Raw genomic sequence first — 15,776 nt, 5'->3', positions numbered from 1 at the left:
GCTGCTTGAGGGTTGCCTGAGAGTTCAGTCGGTCGCGATGTGCAGCATGCGCGCGCAGTCGCGCGCCGCCGTGCGCGCTTCTTCGAGCGTCGCCGCCGTGAAGTTGATGTGCCCCATCTTGCGGCCGGGACGCGCTTCCTCCTTGCCGTAGAGATGCAGCCGCGCCGCCGGCATCGCCACGACCTCGGTCCACGCGGGCGGGCGCGGCTTGTCGTCCTCGCCACCGTCGAACCAGATATCGCCGAGCAGGTTCAGCATGGCGGCCGGCGAATGCTGGCGCGTGTCGCCGAGCGGCATGCCGGTCATCGCGCGGACCTGCTGCTCGAACTGGCTCGTGGCGCAGGCATCGACCGTGTAGTGGCCGGAATTGTGCGGACGCGGCGCCATTTCGTTCGCGATCAGCGAGCCGTCTTCCAGCACGAAGAACTCGACACACAGCACGCCCACGTAGCCGAGCTTCGCGGCGATGGTGAGCGCCGCGTCCTGCGCCTGCGCGACGAGCGCGTCCGACGCGTCCGGCGCGGGCACCACCGTCTTCGCGAGAATGCCGTTCACGTGCGAGTTCTGCGCGAGCGGAAACACGGCGGACTTGCCGTCGCCGCCACGGGCGATCAGCACGGACACTTCGTATTTCAACGGCATGCGCTTTTCCAGCACGCACGGCACGCCCGACAGCGAGCCGTACGCCGTGCGCACTTCCTCCACGTTGCGCACGCTGACCTGGCCTTTGCCGTCGTAGCCGAGGCGCGCGGTCTTGAGAATGCCCGGCAGCACGGCGGCGATTTCATCGTCGGGGAGCGCGGCGAGTGCTTCCGGCGATTCGATCACCACGTGCGGCGCGACCGGCACGCCGGCTCCCGCGATAAAACGCTTCTCGGCGACGCGATCCTGCGCAATCGCGACGCAACTCGCCGCCGGACTCACGAACGTGAGCGACGCCAGAAAGTCGAGACTCGCGGAAGGCACGTTCTCGAATTCCGTCGATACCGCCGCGCACAGGCGGCCGAGTTCGGTGAGCGCCGTTTCGTCGTCGTACGCCGCGCGGATATGGCGATCCGCCACCGCGCCCGCCGGACTCGTTTCGTCCGGATCGAGCACGGCCACGCGATAGCCCATGGATTGCGCCGCGAAGCAGAACATGCGGCCGAGCTGGCCGCCGCCGACCATGCCGAGCCACGCGCCCGGCAGAATGGGGGAATTCGGGGAGTGTTGTGGGTTCATCGTGGGACTGGCCGATAACCTGTAGGGAGAGTTTCGTCGACGGAACGCTCAGAGCGGCGGCAGCGTCATGGCGTGCGCGGCCTGATTCTGCTTGACGCGAAACGCGGCGAGCGCCTCGGCATAACGCGCATCCGTCACGCTCAAAATGGACATCGCGAACAGCGCCGCATTCGCCGCGCCCGCTTCGCCGATTGCAAAGGTAGCAACGGGCACGCCCTTGGGCATCTGCACGATCGAATGCAGCGAATCGACGCCCTTCAAAAACTTGCTCGCCACCGGCACGCCGAGCACCGGCAACGTGGTTTTCGCCGCGAGCATGCCCGGCAAATGCGCCGCGCCGCCCGCGCCCGCGATGATGGCGCGCAGTCCGCGCTCGCGCGCGCTTTCCGCGTAGGCGAACATCTCGTCGGGCATGCGGTGCGCGGAGACGACCTTCGCCTCGTACGGCACGCCGAAATCCTGCAGGATCGCGACCGCGTTCTTCATCACCTCCCAGTCGGAACTGGAGCCCATCAACACGCCGACGAGCGGCGCATCGTGCGCATGCGCTCCGGTCTGTACTTCGCTCATTGCTTTTCCCTCGATCCGAGCGCGCCGGGTCGGTGTCGGTGCCACGGCGCGCGTGCCGACATTACGACAGCGTCTTGCCCGTGATGCGTTGCAGCGCTTCCTGATACTTCTCCGACGTCTTCGCGATCACGTCGTCCGGCAGCTTCGGCGCGGGCGGTTCCTTCTTCCACGGCTGCGTTTCGAGCCAGTCGCGCACGAACTGCTTGTCGAACGACGGCGGATTCGTGCCGACCGTGTAGCCGTCCGCCGGCCAGAAGCGCGAGGAATCGGCGGTGAGCACTTCGTCCATCAGGAACAGTTCGCCCTTGTTGTCGAGGCCGAATTCGAACTTCGTATCCGCGATGATGATGCCGCGCGTGGCTGCGTACTCGGCCGCTTCCTTGTACAGCTGGATGGAGATGCGCTTGATGGTCGCCGACAGCTCCGTGCCGATGCGGCGCTCCATCTCGTCGTAGGTGATGTTTTCGTCGTGATGGCCCATCTCGGCCTTCGCCGCCGGCGTGAAGATCGGCTCGGGCAGCTTCTCGGCGTTTTGCAGGCCCGGCGGCAGTTGCACGCCGCAGACGGCGCCCGTCGCCTGATAGTCCTTCCAGCCGCTGCCCGCGAGATAGCCGCGCACCACGGCTTCCACGAGAATCGGTTCCAGGCGCTTCACGACGACCGCGCGGCCCTTCACCTGCTCGACTTCGTCCGGCGCGACCACCGAAGCCGGATCGATGCCCGTATTGTGGTTCGGCACGATATGGCCGAGCTTTTCGAACCAGAAATCGGCCATCTGATTGAGCACGCGGCCCTTGTTCGGGATCGGCTCGCCCATCACCACGTCGAAGGCGGAAAGGCGGTCGGTTGTCACGATCAACAGCTTGTCGTTGCCGACGGCGTAGTTGTCGCGGACCTTGCCACGGCCGAGCAGCGGCAGCGATTTGATCGTGGATTCGTAGAGCGTGGACATCGTCATGTACCGAAGAGGTGCCGAAAAAAGTGAATCGCCGCCACGAGCCTTGCGCGGCGGCGATGGAAAAAATGCGAACGGGTCCCGTCGCCGGAACCCGTTGATTTTACTTTACAAATGAAGCGAGCTTGCTTGAGACCTGCGTGAGACCTGCGCCGCTCACCGGACAACCTGCGCGAGTTCGCCGGATTTGTACTTCTCGGCCATCTTGTCGAGCGTAACGGGCTTGATCTTGCCTGCCATGCCCTCGCAGCCGAACTGCATGTACCGCTGACGGCAGATCTCCTTCGCTGCCTCGCGCGCGGGCTTCAGATAGTCGCGCGGATCGAACTTCGACGGATTTTCGAACAGATAACGGCGGATCGCGCCGGTAATGGCGAGACGCAGGTCCGTGTCGATGTTCACCTTGCGCACGCCGTGCTTGATGCCTTCCTGAATCTCCTCGACCGGCACGCCGTAGGTTTCCTTCATGTCGCCGCCGAACTCGCGGATTTCGGCCAGCAACTCCTGCGGCACCGACGAGGAGCCGTGCATCACCAGATGCGTGTTCGGAATGCGCTGGTGAATTTGCTTGATGCGATCGATCGCGAGGATATCGCCGGTCGGCTTCTTCGAGAACTTGTACGCGCCGTGCGACGTGCCGATGGCAATGGCGAGCGCGTCGCACTGCGTGAGCTTCACGAAGTCGGCGGCCTGCTCGACGTCGGTGAGCAACTGCTCGCGCGTCATCGTGCCTTCCGCGCCGTGGCCGTCTTCCTTGTCGCCCTTCATGGTTTCCAGCGAGCCGAGTACGCCGAGTTCCGCTTCGACCGTGACGCCGATCGAATGCGAGAACTCGACCACCTTGCGCGACACATCGACGTTGTACTCGTAGGACGCAACGGTCTTGCCGTCCGCTTCCAGCGAGCCGTCCATCATCACGCTCGTGAAGCCCGAGCGGATCGCCGCCATGCACACGGCCGGCGACTGTCCGTGATCCTGATGCATCACGACGGGAATGTGCGGATACGACTCCACCGCCGCTTCGATCAGATGCCGCAGGAACGCTTCGCCCGCGTACTTCCGCGCGCCGGCCGACGCCTGCATGATGACGGGCGCGTTGACTTCGTTCGCCGCCGACATGATGGCCTGCACTTGTTCCAGATTGTTCACGTTGAATGCCGGGAGGCCGTAGCCGTGTTCGGCTGCGTGATCCAGCAATTGACGCATTGATACGAGAGGCATTGAGAAACTCCAGGATGTGAAACGAAATCCTTCGCGCGCACGGTTCTGCTCTTTGCTTCTTTCGAGCTTCTCGGCAGCTTCCGGCCTTCTTCGTGGCGACGACTTGCGTTCGAATCGTCCAGCGCGCTCTTGGGCGTTCGCGGATCGGACCGCGAACGCCCTGCCATGCGTTGAAACGGGTGAATCAGAAATGGTCGCCGACGCGCACGATCTTCAGCGTGTTCGTGCCGCCCGCCTGCCCCATCGGCTCGCCGACGGTGAGCACGACCATGTCGCCGCGCGCCGCATAGCCTTTGGAAACGACCACTTCAAGCGCCTGATTCAGCGCCGTGTCGCGATCCATGTTGGTGTCGAGATGCAGCGGCGTGACGTTGCGATACAGCGCCATCGTCCGTTCGCTGCCCACGCGCGGCGTCAGCGCGAAGATCGGCACATGCGTCCAGTGACGCGACATCCACAGCGCCGTCGAGCCGGATTCCGTCAGCGCGACAACGGCCTTCGCGCCCAGATGGAATGCGGTGAACAACGCGCCCATCGCGATCGACTGGTCGATGCGCGTGAACGTGCGATCCAGGAAATCGCGGTCCAGTTGCGATTCCTCGGACTTCTCGGCTTCGATGCACACGGCGGCCATCGTTTCGATGGTCGTCACCGGATACTTGCCCGCCGCCGTTTCGGCGGAAAGCATGACGGCGTCGGTGCCGTCGAGCACGGCGTTCGCCACGTCGGAGACTTCGGCGCGCGTCGGCACCGGCGCGTGAATCATCGATTCCATCATCTGCGTGGCCGTGATCACCAGCTTGTTCGACTCGCGCGCCATGCGGATCATGCGCTTTTGCAGCGCGGGCACCGCCGCGTTGCCGACTTCCACCGCCAGATCGCCGCGCGCGACCATGATGCCGTCCGAGGCATCCAGAATGCCTTGCAGCGCGGGAATGGCCTCGGCGCGCTCGATCTTCGCGATCATCTTCGGCTTGATGCCGTACGGCGCGCCCGCGATGTTCGCCAGTTGCCGCGCCATTTCCATGTCCGTCGCGTTCTTCGGGAACGACACCGCGACGAAATCCGCGCCGAGCGACATCGCCGTCTTGATGTCCTCCATGTCCTTCTCGGTCAGCGCGGGCGCGGTCAGCCCGCCGCCCTGCCGATTGATGCCCTTGTTGTTGGACAGCTCGCCGCCGACCTTCACGGTCGTGTGAATCTCCTCGCCGATCACGCGCGTCACGTCGAGCACGATCAGGCCGTCGTTGAGCAGGAGCACGTCGCCCGCGCGCAGATCGCGCGGCAAGTCCTTGTAGTCGAGGCCCACGCGGTCGTTGTTGCCCATCTCGCAGTTCGCATCGAGGATGAACGTGTTGCCCGCGACCAGCATGGTCTTGCCGTTCTCGAACTTGCCGACGCGAATCTTCGGGCCTTGCAGGTCCGCCATGATCGCGACTTCGCGGCCGACCTGCCGCGCCGCCTCGCGCACCCATTCGGCGCGCTGGCGATGATCGTCGGCGGTGCCGTGCGAGAAGTTGAAGCGAACGACGTCGAGCCCGGCCTGCATCATCTGCAGCAGGATTTCCGGATTACTCGACGCCGGACCGATGGTGGCGACAATCTTGGTGGCGCGATGCATGTCTTTCCTCGTCTCTTTGGGAACGGCCGTAACCAGGCTGCGAGCACGTTGCGCTTGCAGTGACGTGTTGCTCACTGGCTGCGCGCGCGCGCCGGTTCGTGCCGGCGTCGCTTTATCGATGGGCTGCGCGGCATGAACGGGCATGCCGCCGATGGTGACGACAGCAGTCGTCTGTTCTTCCAGATGCGGCTCTTCGCTCAGAGCCGCCTCCGCGATGATCGAAGCAGCAACGGCGGCGGCATCGGGTTGACTGCCGCTTTCGATCACATCCGCTTGCGCGCCGCCGGCTGCTTGCGCGCCCTTCCTTGCTGCTTTCGCCGGATGGGTTCGGGCCGTCACCGGGCGTTACGCGCGCGACTCGAGCACTTCCACCGCCGGCAGCGTCTTGCCTTCGAGGAACTCGAGGAACGCGCCGCCGCCGGTCGAGATATAGCTGACCTTGTCGTGAATGCCGTACTTCGCGATGGCCGCGAGCGTGTCGCCGCCGCCCGCGATCGAGAACGCCGACGAATTCGCGATGGCCTGCGCCAGCGTCTTGGTGCCGTTGCCGAACTGGTCGAATTCGAACACGCCGACCGGGCCGTTCCACACGATGGTGCCCGCCGTCGCGAGTTGCGCGGCGAGCGCGTTAGCGGTGTCCGGGCCGATGTCGAGAATCATGTCGTCGTCGGCGATATCGGCGACGGGCTTCGTTTCGGCCTTCGCGGTCGCTGCGAATTCCTTTGCGGTCACGACATCGCTCGGAATGGGCACCGAAGCTCCGCGCGCGCGCGCCTCTCCGATGATGTCCTTCGCCTCGCCGACGAGATCAGCTTCAGCCAGCGACTTGCCGATCTTGAGGCCCGACGCCAGCATGAACGTGTTCGCGATGCCGCCGCCGACGATCAGCTGATCGACCTTCTCGGCGAGCGACTTCAAAATGGTGAGCTTGGTCGACACTTTCGAACCGGCGACGATGGCCACGAGCGGGCGCTTCGGGTTGCCGAGCGCCTTGCCGAGCGCGTCGAGTTCGGCGGCGAGCAGCGGGCCGGCGCACGCAACGGGCGCGTACTTGGCGATGCCGTGCGTGGTCGCTTCGGCGCGGTGCGCGGTGCCGAAGGCGTCGTTGACGTAGATGTCGCAGAGCTTCGCGAGCTTCTGCGCGAGGCCGTCGTCGTTCTTCTTCTCGCCCTTGTTGCAGCGGCAGTTTTCAAGCAGCACGACATTACCCGGCTGCACGTCGACGCCGTCCACCCAGTCGGCGACGAGCGGCACGTCGCGGCCGAGCAGTTCCGACAGGCGCGCCGCGACCGGCGCGAGCGAGTCTTCCGGCTTGAACTGGCCTTCGGTCGGGCGGCCCAGATGGGACGTGACCATCACGGCCGCGCCGGCGTCGAGCGCTGCCTTGATCGCCGGGACCGAAGCGCGCACGCGCGTGTCCTCGGTGATGTTGCCGGCGTCGTCCTGCGGCACGTTGAGGTCCGCGCGGATGAACACGCGCTTGCCGGAGACTTTGCCTTCGGCGATCAGATCGGTGAAACGCAGTACTTTCGTCATGGGAGTCAACGTTAGTCAGAAAAGCGGTTCGGGCGAAGATGGCCGGACGAGCGCCGGCCGGTTCGTTGAGAGTTTGGCGCGAGGCCTGAAAACCGAAACTGGGAACTGAAAGACGCGCAAGCGAAACGAGCGGACAGCGTCTGTCGCGCGAACGTGCAGAGGGTCGAGTGGAGTGAGACGCGGAGAAAGATACGCGCCAAGCGCGCAGACACGGACGCAGCGGACAAGCCGGAGGCGGCGAGCTTCGGAACCGTTGCGGTGACTGCCGGACTCACTTTCGACCTCGCTCCATGCGACAGGAAAGACCGTCATTTTAACCGATCACCCCGCCCGCTTTTAGCCGGTGTTTCTTGATGATGCGTATTTGGGACGCGGCGCGGATCACGCGGCGAGGCGCAGCAGCGTGAAAACGATCATGCCGACCGCGATGGTGCCCATCATGCCGCGCCGCCACACGTAATACGCGAGGCCGGCGAGCGACGCCCACACCGCATGATTCGAGAACGCGATCGAGAAGCCGGCCGATGTTTCGAGCAGATCGGGCACGACGACGCCCGCGAGCGCGGCGGCCGGCGCGTAGCGCAGCACGCGTTGCACACGCGGCGGCAGCACGGTGCGCTCGCCGCCGATCAGGAAGAACGCGCGCGTCGCCGCGGTCACCACGCCCATGCCGAGAATCGCGAGCCAGATCTGGAGCGTGGTCATCGCGCGGGCCTCGCGGGTTCGGGCTCGGCCGCTGCATCCGGCGCGGCGGCCGACTCAGCGTCGCTAGAACCCAGAGCCGCCGGGCGCGCCCGTTCCGCGATTAGATCGGCGAGCGTGCCGGCCAACAGCGCGGCGAGCACCGCGAGCGGCAAGCCGAAGCGATACGGCAGATGAAACGCGAGCAGCGCGACCACGCTCGCGACGACGACCGCGGCGAGCGTCGAGCGCGTGGCGATGGCGGAGACGATCAGCGGAATCAGCGCCAGCGTTCCCGCCAGTTCCAGCCCCCAGTTGTCGGGAATGAGGCTCGCGAGCAGAATCCCCGCCACCGACGACGCCTGCCACGCGAGCCAGCACGTGAACGCGAGTCCCCAGAAGAACGCTTCCTTGCCGGGCTGCCGGCCGACGGGAAAATTCCGCGCGGAGAACATCAGATAGATGATGTCGCCGTTGAAGTAGCCGATCGCGAGGCGCCGCCACATCGGCAGATAGGAGAATTGCGGCGCGAGCCCGGCGCTGAAAATGACGAAGCGCAGATTCACCATCGCGGCGGTGAGGAGCACGGTCCAGAGCGGCAGCCTGGCGGCCAAGAGCGGCAGCACGGCGAGTTGCGACGACCCCGCGTACACCGCGAGCGACATGCCGAGCGCCTGCGGCACCGTGAGCACCGATTTCGTCATGGCGACGCCGGTGACGAGTCCCCACGAGAACGTCGCCATGACGGCGGGAGAGAACGCGCGGGCACCGTCGAGAAATGCGCGGCGATTCGTGTCGGATAGCCGGTGGAGCATGCAAGGGTGCGCGGCCGAGTGGCCGCGATGACGAAATGGGAAACGCCGCGCGCGCAACGCGAAAAACGGACGACTCGGCGCAGCTTGCCGCTTGCCGGTCCGAACAACGCTTTCGGGCGGCTTTGCCTCTTCGCGGCGAAAGGCAAAGTATAGCCGCGTGAAAGGCGCTTCCTATCCGGTTTGATCGCGAAAAGAAGCTAAAATGACGAACTTTGACCGCTCTTGCAGCCGGCAGCGCCGGCAACGCGCGGAATGGGAAGATTCACCCCGAGATTCACCCGGAGATTCACCCGGATTCATCGAATTTCTGAACGAGACAGCTAGGAGAACCGTATGTCAATGGCCGACCGCGACGGCAAGATCTGGATGGATGGCAAGCTGATCGACTGGCGAGACGCCAACATCCACGTTCTGACGCACACGCTGCACTACGGCATGGGCGTATTCGAGGGCGTGCGCGCGTACAAGACCGCCCAGGGAACGGCCATTTTCCGCCTGAAGGAGCACACCAAGCGCCTTCTGAACTCGGCGAAAATCTTCCAGATGGAAGTCCCGTTCGATCACTCGACGCTCGAAGCCGCGCAACTCGAAGTCGTGCGCGAGAACAAGCTCGAATCGTGCTATATCCGCCCGATCATCTGGGTCGGCTCCGAAAAGCTCGGCGTCTCGGCGAAGGGCAACACCATTCACGTGGCCATCGCCGCGTGGCCGTGGGGCGCGTATCTCGGCGAAGACGGGCTCGCGAAGGGCATCCGCGTGAAGACGTCGTCGTTCACGCGCCATCACGTGAACGTGTCGATGGTGCGCGCGAAGGCGTCCGGCTGGTACGTGAACTCGATTCTCGCGAATCAGGAAGCCGTCACCGACGGTTACGACGAAGCCCTGCTGCTCGACGTGGACGGCTACGTGTCCGAAGGCTCCGGCGAAAACTTCTTCCTCGTGAACAACGGCAAGCTGTACACGCCGGATTTGTCGTCGTGCCTCGACGGCATCACGCGCGACACGGTCATCACGCTGGCGCGCGACTTCGGCATCCCGGTCATCGAGAAACGCATCACGCGCGACGAAGTCTATACGTGCGACGAAGCGTTCTTCACCGGCACCGCCGCCGAAGTCACGCCGATCCGCGAACTCGACAATCGCACGATCGGCGAGGGCAAGCGCGGCCCGATCACGGAGAAGCTGCAAAGCGCGTTCTTCGACGTGGTCGGCGGCAAGAACGAAAAGTACGCGAGCTGGCTCGCGAAAGTCTGACGCCGCGAGGGCCGCGCTGCCCTCGCGCGACAGACGACAGCAACGAACGACATTGAAAGAGATAGCAATGAGCGACCTGAAGGAAATGCCGCTGGTGGAATTGTCGGCGAAAGATATCCCCGCGTTCTGCCCGAATCCGAAGATGCAACGCTGGAGCGCGCATCCCCGCGTGTTCCTCGACGTGACGCACGGCGAAGCGCGCTGCCCGTATTGCGGCACGCGCTACAAACTGAAGGACGGCGAAGTCGCCAAAGGGCACTAAGCTCGCCGAAGCAACCTCCGAGCGTCGTCGATGCGCGCGTTCCGGTTCATCCGAGCGCGCGCTTTCGTTCGCTCTCGCTTGTTTTTGCCGCATGGCCGCCGCGCCATGACACCACAGGACCGACGCCCCGCCGCCCGAGCGCGGCGAGCCGCTATATTTTGAGATCGGAAAACGACTGATGCGCCGTGCGCTGGTTATAGCACCGAACTGGATCGGTGACGCGTTGATGGCGCAGCCGCTGTTCACGCTTTTGCGAAAGCTCCATCCGCGCATCGCGATCGATGCCGTCGCGCCGAGCTGGGTCGCGCCCGTGCTCGAACGCATGCCGGAAATCCGCGACGTCTACGCGACTGATCTCGCGCACGGCAAGCTGCAACTGCTGCGCCGCTGGCAGCTTGCGAGCGACCTGCGCGATGTCGGCTACGACGCCGCGTACGTGCTGCCCAACTCCGCCAAGTCCGCGCTGATTCCGTGGATGGCGGGCATCCGGCTGCGCATCGGCTACAAGGGCGAGGCGCGTTACGGGCTCTTGAACGTGCGCCACCCGAATCCGCCGAAGACCGAGCGCCCGCCGATGACCGCGCAGTATGCGGCCCTCGCCTATGCGCCGGGCGCGAAGCTGCCGTTCATCGACCGATACGCGCAAGCTCACGACGCAGCGGCCACCGACGCGCCGCTCTTGCCCGTGCCGCGCCTCGAAGCCGATCCGAACGAAGCGGCGCGCGTGTCGGCGCGCTTCAATCTGGATACGCGCGCGCCGCTCGTCGTGTTCTGCCCCGGCGCCGAGTACGGCCCGGCCAAGCGCTGGCCGCCCGAGCACTTCGCGTCGCTCGCGCAGTTCGTCGCGCAGTCGTTCCCGTATGCGCGCATCGTCGCGCTTGGGTCGAAGAAAGATTCCGCGGCCGCGCAGGCCATCGCGGAGCGCGCGCCGAACGTGCGCAATCTGTGCGGTCAGACATCGCTCGGCGAAGCGTGCGCGCTGATCGCCCGGGCGAGCGCCGTCGTCACCAACGACTCCGGGCTCATGCACGTCGCGGCGGCGCTCAAACGTCCGCTCGTCGCGGTGTACGGCTCCACCGATCCGCGCCACACGCCGCCCTTGTCCGACGTCGCAAAGGTACAATGGCTTCACCTTGAGTGCAGTCCGTGCTTTTCCCGCGAGTGTCCGCTCGGCCATCTGAACTGCCTGCGCGAGCTTTCTGCCGAGCAGGTTTTCGCCGATCTGCGCGGCATGTTGCTCGCGCATCGCTGAGGCGTCGCTCCTGCCCGGCGTCACGCCGCCGCCTGATCGCGGCGGCTTTGCGGCGGCATCGGCATTTTCGTGTGCGGGCGCGGACACGCGAGTGTCTCCGAACGGAGGCATGCTTTGAATCATGACCGATGCGGCACGCCATCGTGACACGGCGTTGCGCGCGAATGCCAGAGACCCACGAGCCCATGCCACGTTTCGCCCGCCTATTCGAAGCCGCCGCCGACACTCTCAACGCTTACTATCAGGCTGTCGCGGACAACAGCATCGACGCTGTGATGTCGCTTTGGATCGACGAGGAGTTCGCCACCTGCATCTGCGCGGACGGCACGCATCTGCATGGCCTCGAAAGCATTCGCGCGGGCCTCGGCAAGCAGTTCGGCGCGCAGGCCGTCAGCATCGAGCCGCTCGATATTCGCGTGTACGACAGTCTCGGCACGGTCGTGTATGCAATCGCGGAGGCGCATCAGCCGGCCGGGACCGCCGCGCCGCGCATGATCTTCTCGACTTACGTGATGGTCCACGAACGCGGCGAATGGCGCATTGCGCACATTCACGCGAGCGAAATGCCGATGGAAGCGGCCGGCCAGTTCGCCGCGAAGCTGCGTCACGGGCAGGGACCGTTGCACTGAAATACCGCAGTCACGAAGCATAGAAAGACGTTCGCCGGGGAGAAGGCCATGAAGCGCGATCCGTTGTTGAAACACGATTCGTCGTTCGTGGACAAGGCGCCCGCCGTCGCGCTGAAGGAAACCGCGCAGGCCGCGGGCAGCGTGCTCGCCGAACCCGTCTCGCAATGGCTCTACAGCGCGCCGCGCTGGCTGCCGACGAGTCACGCGCAAACCATCGTGCCCGCGCTCTTCGGGCGCAAGCCGGCGGTGCGTTACCGGCGCGAACGCTGGGATACGCCGGACGGCGATTTCATCGACGTCGACTGGCTCGCGCACGATGACGCCGCGCGCCCGGCATCGACCGCGCCGCTTTTCGTGCTGTTTCATGGCCTCGAAGGCAACTCCGACTCCCACTACGCCCGCGCGATGATGGCCGCCGCCGATGCGCACGGCTGGCACGGCGTGGTGCCGCACTTTCGCAGCTGCAGCGGGCCGATGAACCGGCTGCCGCGCTTCTATCATCTCGCGGATAGCGCGGAAGTCGACTGGATCTTGCGGCGACTGCGCGAAAGGCATGCGGGCCCGATCGTCGCGGCGGGCGTGTCGCTCGGCGGCAATGTGCTCTTGCATTGGCTATGCGAGCGCGGCACGGACGCTTCGATGATTAGCGCCGCCGCCGCCATTTCCGCGCCGCTCGATGTCCACGCGGGCGGTCACGCGATCTCGCAAGGCTTCGGCATGGTCTATACGCGCAGCTTCCTGAAGTCGCTCAAGAAGAAGGCGCTCGCGAAGCTCGACCAGTTTCCGGGTTTGTACGACCGCCACGCCGTGCTCGCCGCGCGCACGCTCTATGAATTCGACAACGTCGTGACCGCGCCGCTGCATGGTTTTCGGGATACCGATCATTACTGGACGACGGCGACCATCCGCGCGCATCTGAACCGCATCGAAGTGCCGGCGCTCGTCTTGAACGCCCGCAACGATCCGTTCCTGCCCGAGCGCGCGCTGCCATCGCAGGCCGAAGTGTCGGCGTCCGTCACGCTCGATCAGCCGAACCACGGCGGCCATGTCGGCTTCATGACGGGGCCGTTTCCGGGACGCATCGACTGGCTGTCGTCGCGCGTGTTCGGCTACCTCGAACATTTTCTTCCGGGCGAATGAATCATGGATGAGATCGTCAAGCAGGCGCTGGCCAAGTGGCCGAACGTGCCGCATTGCACGGGCTGGCTGTTGCTGGACCGGCGCGGTCAGTGGCGCATGCGCGACGAGGCGGCGCAGGCGGCGGGCGCGCTCGGCGATGCCATTCGCCATGAAGCGCTGATCGGCTTCATCAACCGCAACTACGAGCGTGATGCCGACGGTCAGTGGTTCTTTCAGAACGGGCCGCAGCGCGTGTATGTCGAACTGGCATACACGCCGTGGATCGTGCGTCTTTCCGAGACGAACGGCGAATTGCGGTTGACGGATCACACCGGCGCGCCGTTCGAGCCGGCGCACGCATTCCTGGATGACGAAGGCGCCCTGCTCTTTTGCGACGATGCCACGCCGCCGCGCATAGCCGCCCTGCACGATCACGATCTCGATCTGTTCTCGAGCCACGCGACGTTCGATGACGCATCGGGCGGCGGCGTTTTTCATTGGCGCGATGGTGTCGATCTGCCGTTACAGCCAATAGCACGCGCCGACGTCGAGACGCGCTTCGGTTTCGTCGCCAGTCCGGACGCGCGCGCGGCGTCGAAAGCGTGAAGCGTCAGCTCTTTTTCTCCTCGTCGCGCTCTTCCTTGTAGCGTGCTTCGAAGTCGCGCAGCCGCGCCGAAATCGTCGAGAGATCGTAGAAGCTCGCGGTTTTGACATCGCGTGCTTCCTTCAACTGGCGGATCGCGGACGGCCATGCGCCATCGAGCGCGAGTTTCTCGGCCATCGCCTGATGCTGGCGCAGCGGATCGTTCATGCCCGCGCTCGCCTGCGCCAGATAGAGCCACCAGTCCGCGCGCTGCGGTTCTGCGCGCGTTTCGCGGCGCGCGAGCGTCTGCGCCTCCTCATAGCGATGCGCGGCCATCAGCGCTTGCAGATGCGCGTCGATCGCCGCGTGCGAGTTCGGCCAGCGCGTCTGGGCGATGTCGGCGAGGCGCACGGCGTCGTCGTAACGGCCCGCGCGACGCGCGATGTCGGCGGCGAGCACGTCGAGACTCGGCGTGCTGCGGGCGGCTTGCTGGGCGGTCACGCGCACGGGCGGGAGCGCGATGGCCGCGCTTGCCGCGGCGGGCGCGGTGCTGTTGGCGGGCGCGGCGGTCAGTGCGCCGTATGCGCTGCTGCTCAGGAGCGAAGACATCGAGACGGCCGGGGCGGAGGGGTTCGCGGGTCGTGGCGTCGAGTGCGGGTTGGCGTTGTTCGTCGACGCATCTTTCAGCGCAGCCGCTCGCGCAGATAGCGGTCGGCCGCTTCGCGCAGGCGGGGCTTCTATCCCGGCGCGGGCGGTCGTCGCTGAGGCGGGCGTGCTTTGGGTATTGGCCGGTTGTGAAGATCGCGCTTCGTCGCGACCGGCACGTGCAGCTCCAACGCCCGCGCGAGCGTTCGCCGATGAACCCGACACGCCACGCGGCGATGCGCTGAGTCTTGCGCCCTGCGCCTCCGACGCGCCCTTCTGCTGCTGCGCGTGGCGCTCGTCATCGGAACGCGCATCGCGGCTTTGACCGCCTTCGACCGTCTGCGCCAATTCGCGCCGCGCCTGCATCGAAGCCGCCGCCGCGCTCGCCTCCTCGCTTTCAAACAGCCGCCGCGCGTTGGCGAGCGCATCGTTGGCGGCGGCGTAATCGCCCGTCAGCGAACGCGCGAGCGCGACCCCGTACCAGTTCGCGGCGGGATTGAGCGCGGTTTGATCGTCGATTTCGGACTGCAGACGGCTCGCGACCTCGCGATAGTCGCTCGCATAGTTCACCTGGAGCACGCGCGAGCGCGCACGCACGAACGCATATTCCGGCGACTGCCGCGGCTGCCGGTACGGCACGCGTCGCGCGCGGTCCTCCATGTCGGCGATGCGCTCGGTCGTCAGCGGATGCGTGCGCGCGTAAGCCGGCACGCCGTTATCGGCCATCGACGCGCGATCGAGCCGCTCGAAGAAGGCGGTCATCGCGTACGGATCGTAGCCGGCGGCCGCGAGCATCTGAAAGCCGACGCGGTCGGCCTCGTGCTCGGCGGCGCGCGAGAAGCGCAGCTGGTTGTCGACGGCGAAGGCCTGTCCGCCCATCGCGATGCCCATGCCAAGATCGCCGCTATGCGCCATGACGCCCGCGAGCAGCCCGGCGAGCATGGCCGCGAGCGCCGCGTAACCGCTCTTTTCCTGCGCGCCGATCATGCGCGCGATGTGGCGCTGGAGCACGTGCCCCATCTCGTGGCCGACGACGGACGCCAGTTCCGATTCCGTCTGCGTCGCCGAGATCAGCCCTGTGTTGACGCCGACGAAGCCGCCCGGCATCGAGAACGCGTTGATCTGCGCATCGCGCACGGCGAAGAGTTCGAAGTCCGGACGATAGCCGCCGAGGTATTGCGTCGCGGCGGCGGCGGAGAGCTTCGATGCGATGGAATCGAGGTAATCGCGGATCAGCCAGTCGTCGAGGTAGTCGGGATCGGCGCGGACTTCGCGCATCATCCGCTCGCCGAGCTTGCGCTCCGCCTGCGGCGAGAGCGTGCCGCCGGAGCCGTCGCCCAGATCCGGCAGTTGCACGGACGAAAGCGGCGCGCGCAGGCTGGCCATCGCGCCCGGCCGATTGGCGAAGCGGC

The 15,776-nt window shown here is 65.8% G+C and carries 15 protein-coding genes; 6 read left to right on the top strand and 9 right to left on the bottom strand.

The window, feature by feature from the left end; translation table 11 throughout:
* Positions 1–24: 24 nt before the first annotated feature.
* The 8 genes from HWX53_RS04185 to HWX53_RS04150 form a co-directional block, all read right to left on the bottom strand.
* On the bottom strand, positions 25–1,221 hold the full coding sequence (locus tag HWX53_RS04185) for a 5-(carboxyamino)imidazole ribonucleotide synthase (RefSeq protein WP_175939571.1): 1,197 nt from the start codon (positions 1,219–1,221) through the stop codon (positions 25–27).
* 48 nt (positions 1,222–1,269) lie between these two features.
* On the bottom strand, positions 1,270–1,791 hold the full coding sequence (gene purE / locus HWX53_RS04180; RefSeq protein WP_175939570.1) for a 5-(carboxyamino)imidazole ribonucleotide mutase: 522 nt from the start codon (positions 1,789–1,791) through the stop codon (positions 1,270–1,272).
* A gap of 61 nt (positions 1,792–1,852) precedes the next feature.
* Positions 1,853–2,743, bottom strand: a complete 891-nt coding sequence (locus HWX53_RS04175) for a phosphoribosylaminoimidazolesuccinocarboxamide synthase (RefSeq protein WP_175939569.1) — start codon at positions 2,741–2,743, stop codon at positions 1,853–1,855.
* Positions 2,744–2,902: 159 nt separating this feature from the next.
* The gene (gene fba / locus HWX53_RS04170) at positions 2,903–3,967 is read right to left on the bottom strand and encodes a class II fructose-bisphosphate aldolase (protein ID WP_175939568.1); all 1,065 of its coding nucleotides are present in this window, start codon (positions 3,965–3,967) and stop codon (positions 2,903–2,905) included.
* A gap of 184 nt (positions 3,968–4,151) precedes the next feature.
* A complete protein-coding gene (gene pyk / locus HWX53_RS04165) occupies positions 4,152–5,588 on the bottom strand; it encodes a pyruvate kinase (RefSeq protein WP_175940593.1) in 1,437 nt (478 codons plus the stop codon).
* Positions 5,589–5,933: 345 nt separating this feature from the next.
* Positions 5,934–7,124: a phosphoglycerate kinase gene (locus HWX53_RS04160; protein ID WP_175939567.1), complete on the bottom strand. Its 1,191-nt coding sequence runs from the start codon at positions 7,122–7,124 to the stop codon at positions 5,934–5,936.
* Positions 7,125–7,505: 381 nt separating this feature from the next.
* Positions 7,506–7,829: an AzlD domain-containing protein gene (locus HWX53_RS04155; protein WP_175939566.1), complete on the bottom strand. Its 324-nt coding sequence runs from the start codon at positions 7,827–7,829 to the stop codon at positions 7,506–7,508.
* Positions 7,826–8,620, bottom strand: a complete 795-nt coding sequence (locus HWX53_RS04150; RefSeq protein WP_175939565.1) for an AzlC family ABC transporter permease — start codon at positions 8,618–8,620, stop codon at positions 7,826–7,828. The genes HWX53_RS04155 and HWX53_RS04150 overlap by 4 nt, the downstream gene beginning before the upstream one ends.
* A gap of 333 nt (positions 8,621–8,953) precedes the next feature.
* Between HWX53_RS04150 and HWX53_RS04145 the strand changes: the two genes are divergently transcribed.
* From HWX53_RS04145 to HWX53_RS04120, 6 genes are all read left to right on the top strand, one after another.
* A complete protein-coding gene (locus HWX53_RS04145; RefSeq protein ID WP_175939564.1) occupies positions 8,954–9,874 on the top strand; it encodes a branched-chain amino acid transaminase in 921 nt (306 codons plus the stop codon).
* 67 nt (positions 9,875–9,941) lie between these two features.
* Positions 9,942–10,136, top strand: a complete 195-nt coding sequence (locus tag HWX53_RS04140; RefSeq protein ID WP_175939563.1) for a zinc-finger domain-containing protein — start codon at positions 9,942–9,944, stop codon at positions 10,134–10,136.
* 178 nt (positions 10,137–10,314) lie between these two features.
* On the top strand, positions 10,315–11,388 hold the full coding sequence (gene waaF, locus HWX53_RS04135; RefSeq protein WP_175939562.1) for a lipopolysaccharide heptosyltransferase II: 1,074 nt from the start codon (positions 10,315–10,317) through the stop codon (positions 11,386–11,388).
* 185 nt (positions 11,389–11,573) lie between these two features.
* Complete coding sequence (locus HWX53_RS04130; RefSeq protein WP_175939561.1) at positions 11,574–12,017, top strand: nuclear transport factor 2 family protein; 444 nt, start codon at positions 11,574–11,576, stop codon at positions 12,015–12,017.
* 48 nt (positions 12,018–12,065) lie between these two features.
* Complete coding sequence (locus HWX53_RS04125; protein ID WP_175939560.1) at positions 12,066–13,157, top strand: alpha/beta fold hydrolase; 1,092 nt, start codon at positions 12,066–12,068, stop codon at positions 13,155–13,157.
* Between the two features lie 3 nt (positions 13,158–13,160).
* The gene (locus HWX53_RS04120; RefSeq protein ID WP_175939559.1) at positions 13,161–13,742 is read left to right on the top strand and encodes a DUF2946 family protein; all 582 of its coding nucleotides are present in this window, start codon (positions 13,161–13,163) and stop codon (positions 13,740–13,742) included.
* Positions 13,743–13,746: 4 nt separating this feature from the next.
* On the opposite strand, the gene HWX53_RS04115 is transcribed toward HWX53_RS04120, so the two are convergent.
* Positions 13,747–15,750 carry a M48 family metalloprotease gene (locus HWX53_RS04115; RefSeq protein WP_175939558.1) on the bottom strand — a complete coding sequence of 668 codons (2,004 nt, stop codon included), beginning with the start codon at positions 15,748–15,750 and terminating at the stop codon, positions 13,747–13,749.
* Between the last annotated feature and the right edge of the window lie 26 nt (positions 15,751–15,776).

It is taken from the genome of Caballeronia sp. BCC1704, from assembly GCF_902833455.1.
Classification (GTDB): Bacteria; Pseudomonadota; Gammaproteobacteria; order Burkholderiales; family Burkholderiaceae; genus Caballeronia.
This window is presented reverse-complemented; position numbering and strand designations above follow the sequence as displayed.